The sequence below is a fragment of the Halomonas profundus genome (assembly GCF_020865425.1).
Lineage (GTDB): Bacteria > Pseudomonadota > Gammaproteobacteria > Pseudomonadales > Halomonadaceae > Vreelandella > Vreelandella titanicae.
Map to the genome: position 1 here is coordinate 1,470,318 of NZ_CP086344.1, position 18,588 is coordinate 1,488,905.

The window sequence follows — 18,588 nt, forward strand, 5'->3', positions numbered from 1 at the left end:
CGTCAAGTGATTAGGGACGCGACGATAGGTAGCGTAAGCTAGCCGTTATGTTGGCCTAAAGGCCTATTGTCCTTCGTTTTTTGGCCGTTTAATGGCCTAGGCAGTCGAGGTGATGGATGCACTACGTTGCGATTGAAGAGAGTCGGCAAGATCTTTTGAAGCAGCTCCAGGAGCGGCTATACGCGCGGTTAGACCCCGCTCGCGCCGCCACTGTGGACGCTTTTGCTCGGCACTTTTATGCCACCGTGCCGGTGGAAGACCTAGTGGATCGTCGCCTGGACGATCTGTATGGCGCAACGCTGTCGGTATGGCAGTTTTTGCAGCATCACGACCCGCAAAGTCCCAAGGTAAGAGTATTTAACCCTGATTTTGAAGAGCACGGCTGGCAGTCGACGCATACTTTTGTCGCCGTTCTCCATGAAGATATGCCGTTTTTGGTCGACTCGGTGCGTATCGAGCTCAACCGCCGCGGCTTGACGGTGCACGCCATTCAAAACGCCGTGCTTGCGGTCGCCCGTGATGAGCGCCATCAGTTGCAGGCGCTGGCCTCGCCCAGGGCAGAAAACGCGCCAGAAGCGCGCGAGTCGCTAATTGTCATCGAAGTAGACCGGCACACCGACGTAGCGTTGCTTGAGAAAATCGAAAGCAACCTAAATGACGTGCTTCGCGATGTACGTACCGCTGTGGGCGATTTCGACGCCATGTGTTCGCAAATCACCGCCTCGATTCAAGAACTCGAGAAAAACTGCCCGCCGCAGATCGATCCTGACGACCACGAAGAGGCGATTGCCTTTTTAGAGTGGATGCTCAAAGATAACTTTACTTTCCTGGGCTACGACGAGTACCTGCTGGAAGGCAGCGAGTTAAAGCGCGACGCAGATAGCGTGCTGGGCGTCTTCCGCCTGGATCAGCCGCGCTACTGCGAGCGTATTCGCACCGAAGAGGGGGTGGATGAGCACAATGATTATGTGCTGGTGCCGCAGCTACTATCGTTTGCCAAAAGCGCCCATCACTCTCGGGTGCACCGTCCTACCTACCCTGACTACATTACCGTTGATCGCTACGACGACGACGGCAATGTAATTGGTGAGCGGCGCTTCTTTGGTTTGTTTACCTCTACGGTCTATAACGAATCGCCACGCAATATCCCGCTGCTGCGCCGTAAGCTAAAAGCGGTGATGGATATTGCCGGATTCAATCCCCAGGGTCACAACGGCAAGCAATTGCTCCAGGTGCTGGAAGTTTACCCCCGGGATGATCTTTTTCAGATCGATACCGAGTCACTGGCCAGCACTGCGCTGGGCATCCTCAATATTCGCGAGCGCCGCCAGGTGCGGCTGTTTATCCGCGCCGATATCAGCGGCAAGTTCTACTCTTGCCTGGTGTTTGTCCCCCGGGACGTGTTCTCCACGGATCTGCGTCAGCGGATTCAAAACGTGTTGTGCGACGAGTTAGACGCCCACTTTGGCGACTTCAATACCTATTTATCTGAGTCGGTGCTGGCGCGTATTCAATTGATTTTACGCTTCAATGGCGACGCGCCCAGCGACTATGACCTCAAGCGTTTGGAAAGCAAAGTGTCACGGCTGGCGCGCAGCTGGCGTGACGAGCTGCAGAACGCCATGATCGAAGGCTTCGGTGAAGAGCGCGCCAACAACTTGATGGATCGGTTCCGCGAGGCGTTCTCGGCCAGCTACCGTGAAGACTTCTCTGCGCGCACCGCGGTGTTTGATGTTCAGCACCTGCTGACACTGGATAGCGAGAACGACCTCTCGCTGTCGCTCTATCGGCCACTAGAAGAACAGGGTGGTGGCGTTAACCTGAAACTGTTCCACCGTGAATCGCAGATTCCGCTCTCTGACGTGCTGCCGATGATGGAAAACCTTGGCCTGCGCGTAATTGGTGAACGCCCCTACGATATTAACGCCCCTGAACAGCGCTACTGGATTCACGATTTTGAGCTTGAGCACAGCGGTGCGGATGTCAGCCTGGGCGATATGCGTGATGTATTCACGGAAGCCTTCAAGCGCATCTGGACCGGCGAGGCCGATAACGATGCGTTTAACCGCCTGATTATCGGCGCTGGGCTGGATTGGCGCGAAGTGGCCATGCTGCGCGGCTACGCCCGCTACCTCAAACAGATCCGCTTCGGCATGTCCCAGGATTACATCGCTGCTACGCTGGCCAACTATCCTGCCATTACCCGTGAGTTAGTTGAATTATTCCGCCTGCGTTTTGATCCTGAGCAGCAGAGCCACGCCACCGACGAGTGCATCGCGAGCTTAAATGAGCGCTTGGAAGGAGTTGCCAGCCTTAACGATGACCAGCTACTGCGCCGCTTTATGGAGCTGATCCTCGCCACCCTACGCACCAACTACTACCAACTGGCTGAGGGTGGGCGCTTTAAAGATTACATCGCCTATAAGTTGGAGCCTTCCAAGGTTACCGGCATGCCCAAGCCGCGACCAATGTTTGAAATTTTTGTCTGCTCGCCGCGGGTGGAAGGTGTTCACCTGCGTGGCGGCAAAGTGGCCCGCGGTGGCCTGCGCTGGTCGGATCGCTTTGAAGATTACCGTACCGAAGTGTTGGGGCTGGTGAAAGCGCAGCAGGTTAAGAACGCCGTTATCGTACCGGTTGGTGCTAAAGGCGGTTTTGTCTGTAAACGCATGCCGGAAAATGCCAGTCGCGATGTCGCCCAGAAAGAGGGCATTGCCTGTTACCAAATCTTTATCCGTGCGCTGCTGGATGTCACTGATAACCTGGTGGGCGGCGATGTTGTGCCGCCGGAAAATGTTGTCCGCCACGATGAGAACGACGCTTATCTCGTGGTAGCTGCCGACAAAGGCACCGCTACCTTCTCAGATATCGCCAACGAAATTTCCATTGAGTATGGCCACTGGCTGGGTGATGCCTTTGCCTCTGGTGGTGCTAACGGCTACGACCACAAGAAAATGGGCATCACCGCTCGCGGTGCCTGGGAATCAGTTAAGCGCCACTTCAAAAATCTGGATCTCGACACCCAGCGCGACCTGTTTAGCGTGGTGGGAATCGGCGATATGGCCGGAGATGTCTTCGGCAACGGCATGCTGCTTTCCGACAAGATCCAACTGGTGGGTGCCTTCAACCACCTGCATATCTTTGTAGACCCCAACCCGGACGCCGAGGCGTCCTTTGCCGAGCGCAAGCGGTTGTTTGCTCTGCCACGCTCCAGCTGGGAAGACTACAGCCAGGAGCTGATCTCCGCTGGGGGCGGCATCTTTAGCCGTAGCGCCAAGTCGATTAGCATCACGCCGGAGATGCAGCAGGTATTTGGTATCAAGGAAGAGCGCCTGTCGCCTAATGAACTGATCCGCGCCATGCTCAAATCCAAGGTGGACTTGATCTGGAACGGCGGTATCGGTACCTACGTGAAGGGTTCCGACGAAACCGATGCGGATGTGGGCGATAAAGCCAACGACACCCTGCGCATCAACGGCAATGACCTGAATTGCCGTGTGGTCGGCGAGGGCGGTAATCTCGGCTTGACCCAGCGCGGACGAATGGAAGCCGCCGCCAAAGGCGTGCGCGTTTACACTGACTTTATTGACAACGCCGGTGGGGTGAACTGCTCCGACCACGAGGTCAATATCAAGATTTTGATCGATGAAGTGGTCAAGCGCGGCGACATGACCGAGAAACAGCGCAATCAGCTGTTGGCGGAAATGACCAATGAGGTGGCGGATCTGGTGATCCTGGATAATTACCGCCAAAGTCAGGCGCTGGATCTATCGGCTACCCTTTCCGACCAGTCAATGGGCCCTTACCGCCGTTTTATCAGCGAGCTGGAGGCCGCCGGACAGATTGACCGCGAGCTGGAATTCCTGCCTACCGATGATGTGCTCAAAGAGCGGGCCAGCAACAATCAAGGGATGCGCCTGCCGGAGCTGTCGGTACTGATCTCCTACGCCAAGAGCACCCTGAAAGGCGACTTGATCACCTCTGACGTACCGGACGATCAATATATTCACCGCCACCTGGAGCGGCTGTTCCCATCAGTGCTGGTCGAGCGCTTTAAAGACGAAATGTACGAGCACCGTCTGAAGCGTGAAATCGTTGCGACACAGGTCGCCAACGACTTGGTCGATCATATGGGGGTCGTCTTTGTACGCCGCCTGATGGACTCCACTGGAGCGGGACGTGCCGATATTGCGCGAGCCTACATCGTGGCCCGTGATAGCTTTAACTTGCCCAGTCTATGGGCGCAAATTGAAGCCCTCGATAATCAGGTGCCCAACCGCATTCAGTACTCGATGATGCTTGACCTGATGCGCTTGATCCGCCGTGCCACGCGCTGGTTTGTGCGTCAGCACTTAGGGCTTTCGACACAAGATACCATTGAGTACTTCGCTCCTCGCTTGGCGCAGTTGCAGGAAGGTATTGGTGAGCTACTCAGTGGTGAAGAGCTTGGCGCCTGGAACTCGCGTCGTGACGAGTTGTTGGAGGCGGGTGTGCCAGATGCACTGGCATCCAGCGTGGCGGCGTCATCAAGCCTTTATGCGGGGCTAGGTATTATCCAGGCGGCGCGCCTGACCAATGAAAAACCCCAGCGGGTGGCGGAAGTGCTGTACGAAATTGGCAGCCGCCTGGAGCTACCGTGGATGATTCAGCAGGTAACCCAGCTGGAAGTGCGCGACTCCTGGCAGGCTCAGGCTCGTGAGACTTTCCGCGACGACATTGAGCGTCAGCAGTTGGCACTGACCACCAGCGTGTTGAAGCTCGACGCCGGCAGCCGCGATACCCAAGAGCGGGTTGCGCAGTGGTTGGATCAGCACGCCGATCTGCATCGCCGCTGGTGCCGCCTTATTGAAGAGGTGCGCGGTGGCAGTGAAGGAGGCTTTGCGCTCTTCGCCGTGGCGGTACGAGAGCTGGTAGATCTTGCCGAGAGCGATAGCGAAGCGTAGACGTACCCTAATCCACTTAATTAAAGCGCGCCCTGGTTCTCCACCAGGGCGCGCTTTATTGCGTTATACTGATGCCCGTTTTCAGCCTCCGCTTCAAGAGATCCGCTATGTACAACCTCGCTCGCTCGCTGTTTTTTCGCGTTGACCCAGAGACCTCTCACGGGATGGCCTTGAGCGCTCTGGATGCACTGCATCGGGTGGGTGGGGTAGCACGCCTGTTTGGCCAGTCGGTGAGTGATCCCGTCGAGCTGATGGGGCTGCGATTTGCCAATCGGGTGGGTCTTGCCGCTGGGTTGGACAAGAACGCCGACCACCTGGATGCCCTTGGCGCGTTGGGGTTTGGGTTTGTCGAAGTGGGTACCGTCACGCCTAAGCCGCAGCCAGGCAATCCTAAGCCTCGGCTATTTCGCTTAGCGCAGCATGAGGCGATCATCAACCGCTTTGGCTTTAACAACAAAGGGGTTGAGCACCTGATCCAGCAGGTCAAACAGCGCCACTACGGCGGCATTGTGGGCATTAATATTGGTAAAAACCTGACGACGTCAGTAGAACACGCGCTGGATGACTACTTGGTATGCTTAGACGCGGTGCACTCTTATGCGGATTACATTGCCGTTAACGTCTCTTCACCGAATACCCCTGGGCTGCGCAGCCTACAGTTCGGCGAACAGCTGGATGCGCTGTTGGGGCCGATTCGAGCACGAGCCTCAGAGCTCAATGACCAAACGGGCCGCAACGTACCATTGCTGATTAAGATAGCCCCGGATATGAGCGCTGAAGAAGTAGCCTTGATGGCAGAAAGTATTCAGCGCAATGCACTTGATGGCGTGATTGCCACCAATACAACGGTTTCCCGCGCGGGGGTAGAGGGTGACTCACAAGCGGAGGAGGCTGGAGGGCTCTCTGGGAAACCGGTCTTCGAGGCATCCAATCGCGTCATTCGCCAACTGCGTGAGCATCTACCATCGTTACCTATCATAGGTGTCGGTGGGATCGATAGTGCTGCTGCTGCTCAGGCCAAAATCGCGGCGGGAGCTGATTTAGTGCAACTCTACTCGGGGTTGATCTATCAAGGTCCTAAACTGGTCGGTGAATGCGCGAGGGCACTGAAAGCTAAAGGTTGAGCGCGAAGATGATTAGCGAAGCAGTGTGGGCATAAAGGGGCACTAAAAAGCCCACTTGAAAAAGTGGGCTCATTGAAAACCTCTCGCTTAAAATTTTTCTTTTAAAACCTTGAAAAATAAAACGTTAGGCCATGACTAAAGGATTTTTGTGGATGCCCGAGATGCCGGTCATCCCATCCCACTGGTCGCCGCGACCTTCACGCCAACCGCTCATCCAGTATTCGCGTAAATTGATATCTCGACTGGGACAGTCGTCACGAGAACGACCCGATACACCCGCTTTGTAGCCGTGGACATAAGCCCGCTGGAAGCGATCACGTTTTTGCCGTTTCATTGGCTAACCTCTTTTCACGAAAGCCTTTGATAAGAAATAGGGTGTTATCGACTTATGTTATCAACAACAACCACTATTCCGAGAGCTTGCTTCAAGAGCGAGACGCCGCTTCAGCCCTGTTGTTTGGCACTCACGGGCGGAACGAGCCGAGCGGCAATCTCTTACAAAGAACACTTATACGCCATAGGTCTGGTCTTGAACCGACCCTGACAAGAAACGCATGCGTTTTTCAGTAGCTACTCTCTTATTGTTAGACCATGATGGGGTCATCTGTCGACTACCAATTTGTCATAAAACGTAAACTCATTTGTTATATACAGGAATATTGCGCCTTTACGCGCCGTTATTATCATGACCGAGTTGAATCAAAACGCCCCCTTGAGTCTGCTAGCCACTTGCCCGAAAGGCATTGAAGGCTTGCTTCACGATGAACTAGTGGCATTGGGCGCCACGCCGGGTAAAACCACTGTGGCGGGCGTCTATTTCACTGCCAGCCAAGCGATCGCTTATCGTGTCTGCCTGTGGTCGCGGTTAGCTAACCGGGTCATTTTGACCCTGGTACGCGAATCGATGATCGATACCGCTGAGCAAGTGCGCGATGTGGTTGCCCGTATTGCCTGGACGCAGCACCTGGCGCCGGGTAACACCTTGGCGGTCGATTTCCACGGCCGCAGCGAACATATTCGCCACACCCGTTTTGGTGCCCAGACCGTTAAGGACGGCGTAGTTGATGCCCTTCAACTGGCAGGGCAGGAACGTCCCAACGTTGATACTAAAACCCCACATTTGCGCATATACGCCCACCTCCACCGGATGAACCTGACTATTGGGTTGGATCTCTCTGGTGAAAGCCTGCACCGTCGCGGTTATCGCCGGGATGTAGGCCATGCGCCGCTAAAAGAGAATCTGGCCGCCGCGCTGCTGGTGCGCGCAGGCTGGCCTGAGCGCCTCAAAGCCGGTGAACCTCTGATTGATCCGCTTTGTGGTGCAGGCACGTTACTGATCGAAGCCGCCATGATGGCCGCTGATCAAGCACCTAACCTGAACCGCGAGCGGTTCGGCTTTCACGGCTGGGCAGGGCACGATGACGAAGCGTGGCGGGAACAGAAGCGTGAAGCCGAAGCGCGCGCGTCGATTGGTCGCAAGCGCTGCAAAGCCCAGCTATTAGGTTTCGACCAGAGTCCCGCGGCGCTTACGGCGGCGAAGTCCAATGCTATGCGGGCAGGCATCCCAGCCTTGATTACCCTGCATGGGCAGAGCCTTGCCCAGTTGACGCGTCCCGAAACACTGACTGCTGAGAGCGGCCTGCTGATCACCAATCCCCCTTACGGCGAGCGGCTGGGCGAGCTGCCCGAACTGGTGCGTCTCTACGCCCAGCTAGGTGATAAAGCCAAAGCGCTGTTTCCCGGCTGGACCCTGGCGGTGTTTACTGGCAACCCGGATTTAGGCCACCGGCTGGGTATGCGTGCGCACAAACAGTACGCACTCAAAAACGGTGCCCTGGAGGCCAAGCTGCTGCTTATGGAGATTGGTGGCGCCGAGCATCCGCCTGCCGCGAGCGATACAAAACCCGTTCAGAACGAGAACAGTGCAGTAGCGACGCCTAGTGAAGAGGCTAGCGAAGAGCAAGCTGTTCACAAAAACCAAGACAATGCCCAGATGTTTGCCAATCGGCTGATCAAAAATCAGAAGCGCTTGAAGAAATGGCTGAAGCAGAGTGGTGAGACCAGCTATCGTGTGTATGATGCCGATATGCCCGAGTATGCACTAGCGGTAGATCGCTACGGTGACCGCGTGCACGTGCAAGAGTACGCGGCGCCCAGTTCGATCAATCCGGCTCAAGCGCAGAAGCGTTTGTACGATGCCTTGGAAGTCATGCCCGAGGCGCTTAACGTTGACGCCAGTAAAATCTATATCAAGCGCCGCGAGCGCCAAACCGGCAGCGCCCAGTATCAGAAGCGTGCCGCTAGTGGCGAGCGTTTTGAGGTGCAAGAGGGCAAGGCACGGCTCTGGATCAATCTGCGCGACTACCTGGATACCGGGTTATTCCTTGACCACCGCCCGGTACGTCGGATGCTGGGCGAAATGGCCAGCGGCAAGCGCTTTTTAAACCTGTTCTGTTACACCGCCACAGCAACGGTGCAGGCCGCCTTAGGCGGCGCCAGCGACAGTGTGAGCGTGGATATGTCCAACACCTACCTGGAGTGGGCCAAGGACAACTTTGCGCTGAATAAGCTCGATACACGACTGCACCGAGTGGTGCGCGACGACTGTTTCCGCTGGCTGGAAACCGCCAATGCTGAGTTTGACCTGATCTTTATGGATCCGCCGACGTTCTCTAACTCGAAGAAAATGCGCGATACCCTCGACGTGCAGCGTGATCATCCGCGGCTTGTGGAGCTCGCCATGGCGCGCTTGGCACCCGGTGGAACCTTGGTGTTTTCTAATAACCAGCGGCGCTTTAAACTCGATGAAGCGCTTAGCGAGCATTACGCTGTTGAGGATATCACCGGGCGTAGCTTCGACCCCGATTTCCAGCGGCGCACCAACCTGCACCACGTGTTTTTACTTCGTCATAAGGCGTCATAAGAGAGCTTTTGCATGATTCAGCTATCGCTTTACACAACGATGGGCTGCCACCTATGCAGCCAGTTAGAGGCTTTGGTGGCGGCACTAGCGAATCAAAAGGTGTGGCTGCACCACATCGAGATTAGCGACGACGACGCCCTGGTTGAGCGCTACGGCCTGCGGATACCGGTGCTGGTGGATGGTGACGGCAATGAGCTGGATCGTGGCTTTGAGCTGGAGCGATTAAGTGCATGGTTGCGCGAGCGCGGCTGGCTGGATGAAGCGGCGCTGGCAGGGTTGACTGCGCTACCCGACACCACGCCGCCTAAAGGCGCCCATAAGCGCGATGGGCGACGTTTTCTGGGTTAAAAACCGGGGAGAGTGAGGCAGGCTAAAGCACATCCAGCAGTGAGAGCTGGCGCATGGCTTCCTGGCCTTCTGGCGTATGGTCGGCCACTTCCAGTACCTTGCGAAAACCCCGTGAGGACTGGATAGTGGCCTCGTCCTCCAGCCACATATGGGCTTGGTCCAGCGTATCGGCTAGCTGATGTTTCAGGCCCCCAAACTGGGTGCCGATTTGGCCCCAGGCGCGGCTGAAAATCCAGTCACCAAACATATCCTGGTGAATATGAACCAACACATAGTCATGGTTGGTTTCCCAGCGTACGATCACAACACTCTCCTTACTTAGACTTTAAACACGCCTGCCCATCAAGCCGTCGCGGGCGTATTGTAAAGCCCGGATACCAAAACGCCTATGAAACTTGTCGTCGACGCCAATATCCCCGCTGCCGAACGCTGTTTCGGCCATTTCGGTTCGCTCACCCGTGTGCCTGGGCGGGAGATAAATGCCTCCCACCTGCAGGATGCGGATGCGCTCATCGTTCGCTCGATTACCCAGGTCAACGATAAACTGATTGCTGATAGCCCTGTGCGCTTTATTGGTACTTGTACCATCGGCACGGATCATATCGATCAGGCAGCGCTCGCTCAGCGTGATATCGCCTTCGCCAGTGCGCCAGGCTGCAACGCCGAAGCGGTGGTAGATTATGTGCTGAGCAGCCTGCTCACGCTGGCGGAGCGGGATGGCTGGTCGCTTAGCGAGCGTAGCGTGGGGGTTGTGGGGGCGGGTAATGTAGGCAGCCGGCTCCAGGCGCGGCTAACCGCCATGGGCGTGGCAACGCTGGTCTGTGACCCGCCCCGGGAAGCTATAGAGTGTGCAGAAGAGGAGCGTGAGGAGGGCTTTCACTCCTTAGACGCCATGATCGAGCGCTGTGACGTGCTCTGCTTGCATACACCACTAACCCGTGAAGGCCCCCACGCGACGTACCAGCTCCTTAATGCACAGCGCATCGAGGAGCTGGCACCCGGCAGCGTGCTGTTGAATGCCGGGCGGGGCGACTGTGTGGACGGCCTAGCCCTGCGCAGCCGCCTCGCGGGAAAGGGTGACATCAGTGCGATACTGGACGTGTGGGAAGAGGAGCCCGGGATCGACGCAGGATTGCGTGATCTGGTCTCACTAGCCACGCCCCATATTGCTGGGCATAGCCTTGACGGCAAGCTACGCGGCACCTGGATGATTCAGCAGGCGCTGGCCCGCCACTGGAACCAGCCCAGCGAGTTGACGTTTGCTGATATTTGCCCACCACCCGCCCTCGCGTCGCTGCATTTGCAGCACGCACTCCCCCCAGAAGACGCCTTGCGGCTCTGTATGCGAGCGGTATATGACGTGCGCCGCGACCACGATGCGCTACAGCGTCAAACCCAGCATCACGGAATGCGCAAAGGCTTTGATGACTGCCGCGCCAACTATCCGCTACGGCGTGAATTTGCCACGCTCAACGTGCAGCTTTCAGGGGCAGCGGTAACGCTGGAAGGCGTATTGCGTGGGGCAGGGTTTGATGTGAGTAGCAACTAAATGATAGAGAGTGTAAGTGCTTGCAGTGCCTGAACGTACTTGTTTCGAGATGCAAAAAGAAAGCTAGACATTTGTAATCACGAGTGTATTTATGTGTACGAATAAACCGTTATTAGAGCAATTTTGACGCTTTGATGTTCTGACGCTATAGTGATAAAACGTTACAGAATTTGGAAAACATCATGAGTGAGACATCGAAGCGTTCTACAGTTTATTTTGATCCTCAGTTACACGCTGCGTTGCGGTTGAAGTCAGCACATACGCATCGTTCGGTATCAGATATTGTTAACGATGCTGTTCGTATGGCACTTGCTGAGGATCAAGAAGATTTGGCGGCATTCGAGGAACGGGTTTCCGAGCCAACAGTGAGCTATGAAGCGTTCCTGGACGATTTGAAGGCCCATGGCAAATTATAAGCTTGTCTTCAAGAAATCTGTTTCCAAAGATTTTCGGCCCATTCCTAACAAAGACGTGACCCGCATTCTTCAGCGTATAGAGGAATTACAGGAAGATCCTCGCCCTATCGGTAGTGAAAAGCTTTCAGGGCAAGAGCGCTACCGCATTCGGCAGGGTGTCTATAGAATCATATATGAAGTAGTAGATGAGCTTCTTATCGTGACTGTCGTAAAGGTTGGGCACCGAAAGCATGTCTATAAGCGTAGCTAACGCTTCTGATGTCAAACCCAATACATAATAAGGCCCGCATATGCGGGCCTTAAAGGTATGGAGCTACTGAAAAACTTACTGACGATAAGCGGCTTCTTTCAGTGCGCGAATACGCTCATCCAACGGCGGATGGCTGGCAAACATTTTCTCCACCAGCGAGCGCGTTTGGCCTTTGGTGATGGCCATGGCGCGCAGCGTATCGGGCATTTGATCGGGCATTTCAGTTTCGGTTTTCAGGCGCGCCAGGGCACTCACCATGGCGTTGGTGCCCGCTAAGCGCGCACCTGCTTCGTCTGCACGGTATTCGCGGTAGCGGGAGAACCAGGCAACGATTGCCGAGGCCAAAAGCCCAAACACAATCTCCGCGACCATGACTACCGCGAAGTAGCCCATAAAGCCCAGACCACCACCGCCATCGCTGCGGCTGCGCAGGAAGTTATCGACTAGATGCGCCACGACCCGGGCAAAGAACATCACAAAGGTGTTCACCACGCCCTGAATCAGCGCCAGCGTTACCATATCACCGTTAGCGACGTGACCAATTTCGTGAGCCAGTACTGCACGCACCTCTTCTGGACGCATGCGATTCATTAAGCCTGCCGAGACGGCTACCAGCGCATCGTCTTTGTTCCAACCCGTGGCAAAGGCGTTTGACTGCTGAGCCGGGAAAATACCCACTTCCGGGGTTTTGATACCCGCCTCGCGGGAGAGCTCAGCCACTGTGTCCAACAGCCACTGTTCGGTAGAGTTGGAGGGCGTTTCGATAATCACCGTGCCGGTGCTGCGTTTAGCCATCCATTTGGAGATAAACAGCGAGATAATGGAGCCCGCCATACCGAAAATAAAGCAGAAAATCAGCAGGCTGGTGAAGTTGATGCCCTGGCCGCGCAGGTAACCCTCTACGCCTAGCAGGCGCAGGGTAATGCTGGCGACCAGCAAGACCGCTATATTGGTGCCTAAAAACAGCAGAATTCGCATCATGGTGCAGGTTCTCCCCTAAAGTTCATCGAAGCATTACTAGATTAATGGCTTAGATACGTGCTGTTCATGGCAGTTTCAAGTCATGGCTACAAAAGCTACTGCCGATAGCGTGACAAGAAGTTGGCAAAACGGTCGAGTGCATCGCCTAATTGGTCGGCCCAGGGCAGCGTTACGATGCGCACATGATCCGGCTCTGGCCAGTTAAAGGCCGTGCCTTGTACCAGTAAGATTTTTTCCTGTAGCAGCAGATCCAGCACCATCTGCTGGTCGTCTTTGATATTGAAGACCTTGGGGTCGAGCCGTGGAAAGGCGTACAGCGCGCCTTTAGGTTTTACGCAGGAGACGCCGGGGATTGCGTTCAGTTTCTCCACCGTGATGTCTCGCTGGGCCAACAGCCGCCCGCCGGGCAGGATTAAATCATTGATCGACTGGTAGCCCCCCAGCGCGGTTTGAATCGCGTGCTGGGCGGGTACGTTGGCACACAGTCGCATAGAGGCCAGCATATTCAGCCCCTGGATATAGTCCTGAGCGTTTAGCTTGGCCAAGGTGCCGGAGATAGTCATCCAGCCCGAGCGAAAGCCTGCACAGCGATAGCTTTTGGAGAGACCGTTCATGGTGATGACCAGTTGGTCATCGTCCGCTAGTGCGCCCGTGGCAGTATGTTCGACGCCGTCATAAAGGATCTTGTCGTAGATTTCGTCTGAGAACACCACCAGGTTGTGCTGTTTGGCGATCGCCAATACCTCTTTCACCACGGCGGGTGGATACACCGCGCCGGTGGGGTTGTTGGGGTTGATCAGCACAATGGCACGTGTGTGGCTGGTGATCTTGGCGCGAATATCCGCTGTGTCAGGCGTCCAGTCCGCCTGCTCGTCGCATAGGTAGTGCACCGCGTGACCACCGGAAAGGTGGGCGGCGGCGGTCCAGAGCGGGTAGTCCGGCGCGGGAATGAGTACTTCATCGCCGTCGTTGAGCAGCGCCTGCATGGTCATCACGATCAGCTCAGAGACGCCGTTGCCGATGAAGATATCTTCGATACCTACGCCGGGAATCTGTTTGCGCTGGCACTCCTGCATAATCGCTTTACGGGCAGAGTAGAGGCCTTTGGAGTCGCAGTAGCCCTGGGCCGTGGGCAGGTTGCGCATCACATCCTGGAGAATCTCTTCCGGCGCCTCAAAACCAAAGGGCGCAGGGTTGCCAATGTTTAGCTTGAGAATTCGTTGACCTTCCTCTTCCAAGCGCTTGGCGTGGTCGAGTACCGGGCCGCGAATGTCGTAGCAGACATTGTGCAGCTTATGAGATTTCTTTAACGGTTGTGATTCGTGCGACTGCGGGGTATCCATGAGGTGTCTGTCCAAAAGTAGCTAGAGGCCCAAAAGTGTCCAAAAAGCATGAGTGACTAAAAACAGCGTCCACAAGCCATCGTCGGCTATAGAGCTATTAGGCCATTATGCGTCGGAAAGTGCTTGATTGTCTTCGTCGTTTTGCACGGGCGGCGGAGGAATGTCTGCCGGGGTTTCAAGCGTTAGCCTGCCCAGCTTGCCATCACGCAGTTCGTGAAGCAGCACTTCCGCGCCGCGGTGCAGATCAACGGCGCCGCCGGGACGCAGGCCGCCTCGGCGGGCAGCGATATCTTTTAAGATGGCGTTACCGTCGAAGCCAGCAATAGCGAGAAAGTCGGGCTTTTTCGGGCCATCCGCATCAATGTCATGGGGTATATCCGGCGCGGTGTAAGAGGGCAGCTCTTTGAGCTTATAACGCTCGGTGAGCGCTTCGGGGTAGCGTTTGGCCAGCTCTGCGCTGGTAACAATGGCTACATCGGCGTACTCGATAGCGGTATCGCGAATGGCGCCGGTGGCGGCAAGCCGATAGGCGCTGGCCTGGTCCTCAATCTTCGGCCACAGCACTCCCGGGGTGTCGGTGAGTGCCACACGCCCATCGATACGCACCTTTTGCTGGCGCTTGGTGACTGCTGGCTCGTTGCCGGTTTTAGCGATTTTTCGCCCGGCCAGGCCGTTAATCAGCGTGGATTTTCCCACGTTGGGAATACCCATCACCATCACGCGCACATCTCGGTCAGCACGAACGGCACCGGCCAGCTCATGGCACAGCTTGGGAATTTTCTTTAGCTCGCGGGTGTTGGTCGTCGTGACTGCCAAGGCACGCATATTCTCTTGGGCATCGAAATAAGCCACCCATTCGGCCGTTCGCTCCGGGTCAGCGAGATCTGCCCGGGAGAGAATTTTCAGCACCGGCTTATGGCGGGTTAGCTCGGCCAGCATTGGGTTGGCGCTGGAGTAGGGCAGACGCGCATCGAGTACCTCGATGACTACGTCAATTTCAGGCAGCACCTCCTTAATCTGGCGGCGGGCCTTGTTCATATGTCCGGGGAACCAGCCGAGCATGGGTTTCTCCTGCAAGTACAAAATAGCGGCACAAAAAAGCGGGCTGCCATTCTAGCAGATGGCGCCCGCCTTGCTGGGTTTCCTTGAGAGGATTTATCAGCGATTACTCGTCGGGGTGAAATTCCAACGACACTGAGTTAATGCAGTAGCGCAACCCAGTAGTCTCCGGTGGGCCGTCGGGGAACACATGGCCCAGATGAGCATCGCAGTGGGAACAAACTACCTCCGTGCGCTGCATGCCGTGAGTGGTATCCGTATGCTCCTCAACGCAGCGGCTACCCAGTGGCCGATCAAAGCTTGGCCAACCGCAGCCAGCATCGAATTTGTGCTCATTCTCAAACAGCGGCGCATGACAGCAGACGCAGTGGTAAATACCCTGCGCATCACGCACCTGATAATCGCCAGTGAATGGGCGTTCTGTGCCTTTCTCACGTGCTACGCGGTACTGCTCTGGGGTTAGCTGCTGTTGCCACTCGTCAGGGGATTTTTCTATTTTCGCCATGCTCTGTTCCTCTCACTTATGCATTGCGCTTACATCGCTGAGGCCAAGTGTTGTTTGGACTCACTAGCCTAGTGACACCACTTGATCATCATGAGTTTCAGCATGGGCGATTATACATCGCTGTGCCAGTGTAAGCGCTATACGCTAGCCGCGCCGCCGTTACTGCGCGGGTCGTGGGCGCTCTCTATCAACCCATCCGGGTGGTACACAATACCGCCTGCATGGCCCATGGTGTCACTGAACGCCTCGGGCAGCACTTCCACATCGTGGCCTGCCGTTGCCAGAGCGGTGACTAGGGTGTCGTCAAAACGCGCTTCGAGTTTCAAGTTAGTGCTGGTTTCGCCCCAGGTGCGCCCCAGCAGCCAGCGGGGAGCCGTGATCGCCTGCTGTAGCGGCATGCCGTGCAGCGCATAGCGCGAAAATACCGCTGCCTGGGTTTGCGGCTGGCCTTCACCGCCCATGGTGCCGTAAACCATGGTACGGCCATCGTTAAACTTGGCAAGCGCCGGGTTAAGAGTGTGGAAAGGTTTACGTCCAGGGGATAAGCCGCGCAGGTCGTCGGGATTAAGCGAGAAGCTGATGCCGCGGTTTTGCCATAGCACGCCGCTTTCTGGCAGCACCACGCCACTACCAAACTCCCAGTAGATGCTCTGAATAAAGCTCACCGAACGTCCTTCGCTATCCACGGTGCCCATCCAAATGGTATCGCCTGGCGCTGGTTCGTGGGGCCAGGGTAGGGCGTGCTGCGGGTCGATCTGAGCCGCTTCTAAGCCAATGTTCTCTTCACTGAGCAAATCTTGCAGCGGTGTTGGCGCACGGCCGGGGTCAGTGATGTTTTGGTCGCGCAGGATAAAGGCGCGTTTGGTGGCTTCAATCAGGCCATGCAGGTGGCCAAAACCATTGGGCTCGGCGGCTTTTAGGCGCTCGTAGATACCTAAAATCATTAACGAGGCCATGCCTTGGGTCGGCGCAGGCAGGTTATAGAGCGTGGCATCCTGAAGCGTTACTTCCAGCGGTGTGACCCGTTGGGCGCGATAAGCATGAAAGTCTGCCAGGCGCAGCGGACTGCCGACGGCCTCTAAATCCCGCGCCATACTGGCGGCCAGCTCGCCGCGGTAGAAGTCATCTAATCCTGCTTCTGCCAAACGCTTGAGTGTGGCGGCCAAACGTGGCTGGCGCAGCCGTTCGCCTTCACGGGGTACCTGGCCGTTAAGCAGCAGGGCGTCACTAAAGCCCGGGCTTTGGGTTAAACGCTCAAGGTGTTTAGCGGTAAGCGCTTCCTGGCTCTGGGAGACCGCAATACCCGTCTCGGCATGATGAATGGCGTCGGCCAGTAGCGTGGTGAGGGGAAGTGGCTTGCCCCACTGTGAAGCGACGCTTAGCGCTTCATGCCAGCCGCCAATGGTACCGGCCATGGTGAGGGCGGCTTTGGGGCCGCGCTCGGGAATCTGCGTTTCACCGGCGTAGAAGTCTGCGCTGGCAAGCCCCGCCGCAGGGCCACAGGCGTCAATGGCGATGGGCGCTTTGCCCGGCTCATGAATGAGCCAGAAGCCATCGCCACCCAGGGCGTTCATATGCGGGTAGACCACCGCAATGGCCGCAGCGGCAGCGACCATGGCTTCCACCGCATTCCCACCCTGTTTAAGCACATCGCGCCCGGCGCTTGCGGCGAGGTGGTGAGGGGCGACACAGCTACCGCCGTAACTACGTTGGGTGTGGAGCATCTTAGAATCCTTGTTATTAAGTAAATATTTATTAAATAAATAGTTGTTAAATAAATAGTTGTTAAATAAATAGTTGTTAAATAAATACTAAAGCAGTTCGTTACCAGCCAATGGCTGCGGGCAACCAGGTGGCAATGCTGGGAAAGATAAATACCAGCGCGACGGCGACGAACTGTAAACCGATAAACGGTAGGGCGCCTTTATAAATATCCAGCGTCGAGACTTCTTTCGGCGCTACACCCTTGAGGAAAAACAGCGACCAGCCAAAGGGTGGGGTAAGAAACGACGTTTGTAGCACCAGCCCCACCAGAATGCCCAGCCACACCATATCGACGCCCATTTGCACAAAGAAGGGTAAAAATAACGGTAGGGCAATATAGCTGATCTCAATCCACTCCAGGAAGAAACCCAGCACAAACATCAGCAGCAGCATGAATAGCATCGCGCCTAATTCGCCGCCGGGCACCCAGTCGAACATACGGGCAACCAAATGCTCGCCGCCCAATCCGCGAAATGCCAGGCCAAATACCTGGGCGCTGATCAAAATAAAGAACACCATGGCCGAGATCACCAGCGTGGCCTTGGCAACTTCTTTGAGTAGCGCAAAGGTTAACCGCCCCGAGCAGGCTACAATTAGCAATGCTCCTAGCGCACCCATTGAGGCTGCTTCAGTAGGCGCGGCAATGCCGCCAATAATCGACCCTAATACCGCAAACACCAACCCCACTGGCGGGCCCACCACGGTAATCACCTTGCGTATCAGCTGACCCCGGCCCATTTCTGCTCGCTCCTCGGCAGGAATAGGCGGCATTAAGTCGGGGTAGAGCTTGGCGATCACCAGAATGGCAATAATATAGACCGCCGCCAGGGTTAGTCCCGGCACCATGGCGGCGGCGAACATCGTACCGACCGATTCGCCCAGAATTTCCGCCAGCAGAATCAGCACCAGGCTGGGCGGAATAATCTGCCCCAAGGTGCCGGATGCGCAGATCATTCCGGTGGCCAGGGTTTTAGGGTAGCCGCGGCGTAGCAGCGTCGGTAGCGTGAGCAGGCCAAGGGTAACGATAGTGGCGCCCACAATGCCCGTGGCGGCACCTAACAGCACGCCCACGATGATGATCGCCACACCCATGCCCCCCGAAAGGCCGCCGAACAGGTGGCCGATGACATCGATCAACTCCTCTGCCAGCTTCGACTTCTCCAGCATCACCCCCATAAACACAAATAGCGGTATGGCCATAAAGGTGTAATTGGTCACTACGCCGTAAATACGTGATGGCAGCAGATTAAACAGCATTGGCCCAAAGCCAACGTAGCCAAAGAAAAAGGCCGTCGCCGCGATACTGATGCCTACCGGAATACCTATCAGCAGAAACACGAAAAAAGCCACGATCATGCCGATCGCGAGCCATTCATTGGGAGACAT

The 18,588-nt window shown here is 56.1% G+C and carries 15 protein-coding genes; 7 read left to right on the forward strand and 8 right to left on the reverse strand.

The window, feature by feature from the left end:
• The first annotated feature begins 116 nt into the window (after positions 1-116).
• Positions 117-4,940: an NAD-glutamate dehydrogenase gene (locus LMS44_RS06680; RefSeq protein ID WP_278371883.1), complete on the forward strand. Its 4,824-nt coding sequence runs from the start codon at positions 117-119 to the stop codon at positions 4,938-4,940.
• Between the two features lie 107 nt (positions 4,941-5,047).
• A complete protein-coding gene (locus LMS44_RS06685; RefSeq protein ID WP_278371881.1) occupies positions 5,048-6,064 on the forward strand; it encodes a quinone-dependent dihydroorotate dehydrogenase in 1,017 nt (338 codons plus the stop codon).
• A 124-nt stretch (positions 6,065-6,188) separates the two neighbouring features.
• On the opposite strand, the gene rmf is transcribed toward LMS44_RS06685, so the two are convergent.
• Positions 6,189-6,398 (reverse strand): ribosome modulation factor, encoded by a 210-nt coding sequence (gene rmf, locus LMS44_RS06690; RefSeq protein WP_278371879.1) that lies wholly within the window; start codon positions 6,396-6,398, stop codon positions 6,189-6,191.
• 351 nt (positions 6,399-6,749) lie between these two features.
• Between rmf and rlmKL the strand changes: the two genes are divergently transcribed.
• Together rlmKL and LMS44_RS06700 are read left to right on the forward strand one after the other, a co-directional pair.
• Entirely contained in the window at positions 6,750-8,987 is a 2,238-nt protein-coding gene (gene rlmKL, locus LMS44_RS06695; RefSeq protein WP_278371878.1) for a bifunctional 23S rRNA (guanine(2069)-N(7))-methyltransferase RlmK/23S rRNA (guanine(2445)-N(2))-methyltransferase RlmL, read from the forward strand.
• 12 nt (positions 8,988-8,999) lie between these two features.
• On the forward strand, positions 9,000-9,335 hold the full coding sequence (locus LMS44_RS06700) for a glutaredoxin family protein (RefSeq protein WP_278371876.1): 336 nt from the start codon (positions 9,000-9,002) through the stop codon (positions 9,333-9,335).
• 22 nt (positions 9,336-9,357) lie between these two features.
• Here LMS44_RS06700 and LMS44_RS06705 read toward each other — a convergent pair whose 3' ends face one another.
• Positions 9,358-9,639, reverse strand: coding sequence for a hypothetical protein (locus LMS44_RS06705; protein ID WP_035577715.1), 282 nt, complete (start codon positions 9,637-9,639; stop codon positions 9,358-9,360).
• Positions 9,640-9,723: 84 nt separating this feature from the next.
• Here LMS44_RS06705 and pdxB point away from each other — a divergent pair, with 84 nt between their 5' ends.
• The 3 genes from pdxB (at position 9,724) to LMS44_RS06720 (ending at position 11,550) form a co-directional block, all read left to right on the forward strand.
• Positions 9,724-10,884 carry a 4-phosphoerythronate dehydrogenase PdxB gene (gene pdxB, locus LMS44_RS06710; protein ID WP_278371875.1) on the forward strand — a complete coding sequence of 387 codons (1,161 nt, stop codon included), beginning with the start codon at positions 9,724-9,726 and terminating at the stop codon, positions 10,882-10,884.
• 182 nt (positions 10,885-11,066) lie between these two features.
• Complete coding sequence (locus tag LMS44_RS06715; RefSeq protein WP_278371873.1) at positions 11,067-11,300, forward strand: RH3 domain-containing protein; 234 nt, start codon at positions 11,067-11,069, stop codon at positions 11,298-11,300.
• Positions 11,287-11,550, forward strand: coding sequence for a type II toxin-antitoxin system RelE family toxin (locus LMS44_RS06720; protein ID WP_414727642.1), 264 nt, complete (start codon positions 11,287-11,289; stop codon positions 11,548-11,550). The genes LMS44_RS06715 and LMS44_RS06720 overlap by 14 nt, the downstream gene beginning before the upstream one ends.
• 75 nt (positions 11,551-11,625) lie before the next feature.
• Here the strand turns inward: LMS44_RS06720 and htpX are convergent, their stop codons facing one another.
• The 6 genes from htpX to LMS44_RS06750 form a co-directional block, all read right to left on the reverse strand.
• Positions 11,626-12,531 carry a protease HtpX gene (gene htpX, locus LMS44_RS06725; protein ID WP_159176441.1) on the reverse strand — a complete coding sequence of 302 codons (906 nt, stop codon included), beginning with the start codon at positions 12,529-12,531 and terminating at the stop codon, positions 11,626-11,628.
• 95 nt (positions 12,532-12,626) lie between these two features.
• Complete coding sequence (locus LMS44_RS06730) at positions 12,627-13,874, reverse strand: pyridoxal phosphate-dependent aminotransferase (RefSeq protein ID WP_022520410.1); 1,248 nt, start codon at positions 13,872-13,874, stop codon at positions 12,627-12,629.
• Between the two features lie 105 nt (positions 13,875-13,979).
• Positions 13,980-14,936, reverse strand: a complete 957-nt coding sequence (gene ylqF, locus LMS44_RS06735; protein WP_022520409.1) for a ribosome biogenesis GTPase YlqF — start codon at positions 14,934-14,936, stop codon at positions 13,980-13,982.
• 103 nt (positions 14,937-15,039) lie between these two features.
• Complete coding sequence (gene msrB / locus LMS44_RS06740; RefSeq protein ID WP_022520408.1) at positions 15,040-15,438, reverse strand: peptide-methionine (R)-S-oxide reductase MsrB; 399 nt, start codon at positions 15,436-15,438, stop codon at positions 15,040-15,042.
• Positions 15,439-15,575: 137 nt separating this feature from the next.
• A complete protein-coding gene (locus LMS44_RS06745; protein WP_159176442.1) occupies positions 15,576-17,162 on the reverse strand; it encodes a gamma-glutamyltransferase family protein in 1,587 nt (528 codons plus the stop codon).
• Between the two features lie 100 nt (positions 17,163-17,262).
• A complete protein-coding gene (locus tag LMS44_RS06750; RefSeq protein ID WP_159176443.1) occupies positions 17,263-18,588 on the reverse strand; it encodes a TRAP transporter large permease in 1,326 nt (441 codons plus the stop codon).

Coding starts and splice junctions, on each gene's coding strand:
- LMS44_RS06680 (WP_278371883.1), top strand. CDS start 117: ATGCACTACGTTGCGATTGAAGAGAGTCGGCAAGATCTTTTGAAGCAG.
- LMS44_RS06685 (WP_278371881.1), top strand. CDS start 5,048: ATGTACAACCTCGCTCGCTCGCTGTTTTTTCGCGTTGACCCAGAGACC.
- rmf (WP_278371879.1), bottom strand. CDS start 6,398: ATGAAACGGCAAAAACGTGATCGCTTCCAGCGGGCTTATGTCCACGGC.
- rlmKL (WP_278371878.1), top strand. CDS start 6,750: ATGACCGAGTTGAATCAAAACGCCCCCTTGAGTCTGCTAGCCACTTGC.
- LMS44_RS06700 (WP_278371876.1), top strand. CDS start 9,000: ATGATTCAGCTATCGCTTTACACAACGATGGGCTGCCACCTATGCAGC.
- pdxB (WP_278371875.1), top strand. CDS start 9,724: ATGAAACTTGTCGTCGACGCCAATATCCCCGCTGCCGAACGCTGTTTC.
- LMS44_RS06715 (WP_278371873.1), top strand. CDS start 11,067: ATGAGTGAGACATCGAAGCGTTCTACAGTTTATTTTGATCCTCAGTTA.
- LMS44_RS06720 (WP_414727642.1), top strand. CDS start 11,287: ATGGCAAATTATAAGCTTGTCTTCAAGAAATCTGTTTCCAAAGATTTT.
- htpX (WP_159176441.1), bottom strand. CDS start 12,531: ATGATGCGAATTCTGCTGTTTTTAGGCACCAATATAGCGGTCTTGCTG.
- LMS44_RS06730 (WP_022520410.1), bottom strand. CDS start 13,874: ATGGATACCCCGCAGTCGCACGAATCACAACCGTTAAAGAAATCTCAT.
- ylqF (WP_022520409.1), bottom strand. CDS start 14,936: ATGCTCGGCTGGTTCCCCGGACATATGAACAAGGCCCGCCGCCAGATT.
- msrB (WP_022520408.1), bottom strand. CDS start 15,438: ATGGCGAAAATAGAAAAATCCCCTGACGAGTGGCAACAGCAGCTAACC.
- LMS44_RS06745 (WP_159176442.1), bottom strand. CDS start 17,162: ATGCTCCACACCCAACGTAGTTACGGCGGTAGCTGTGTCGCCCCTCAC.
- LMS44_RS06750 (WP_159176443.1), bottom strand. CDS start 18,588: ATGTCTCCCAATGAATGGCTCGCGATCGGCATGATCGTGGCTTTTTTC.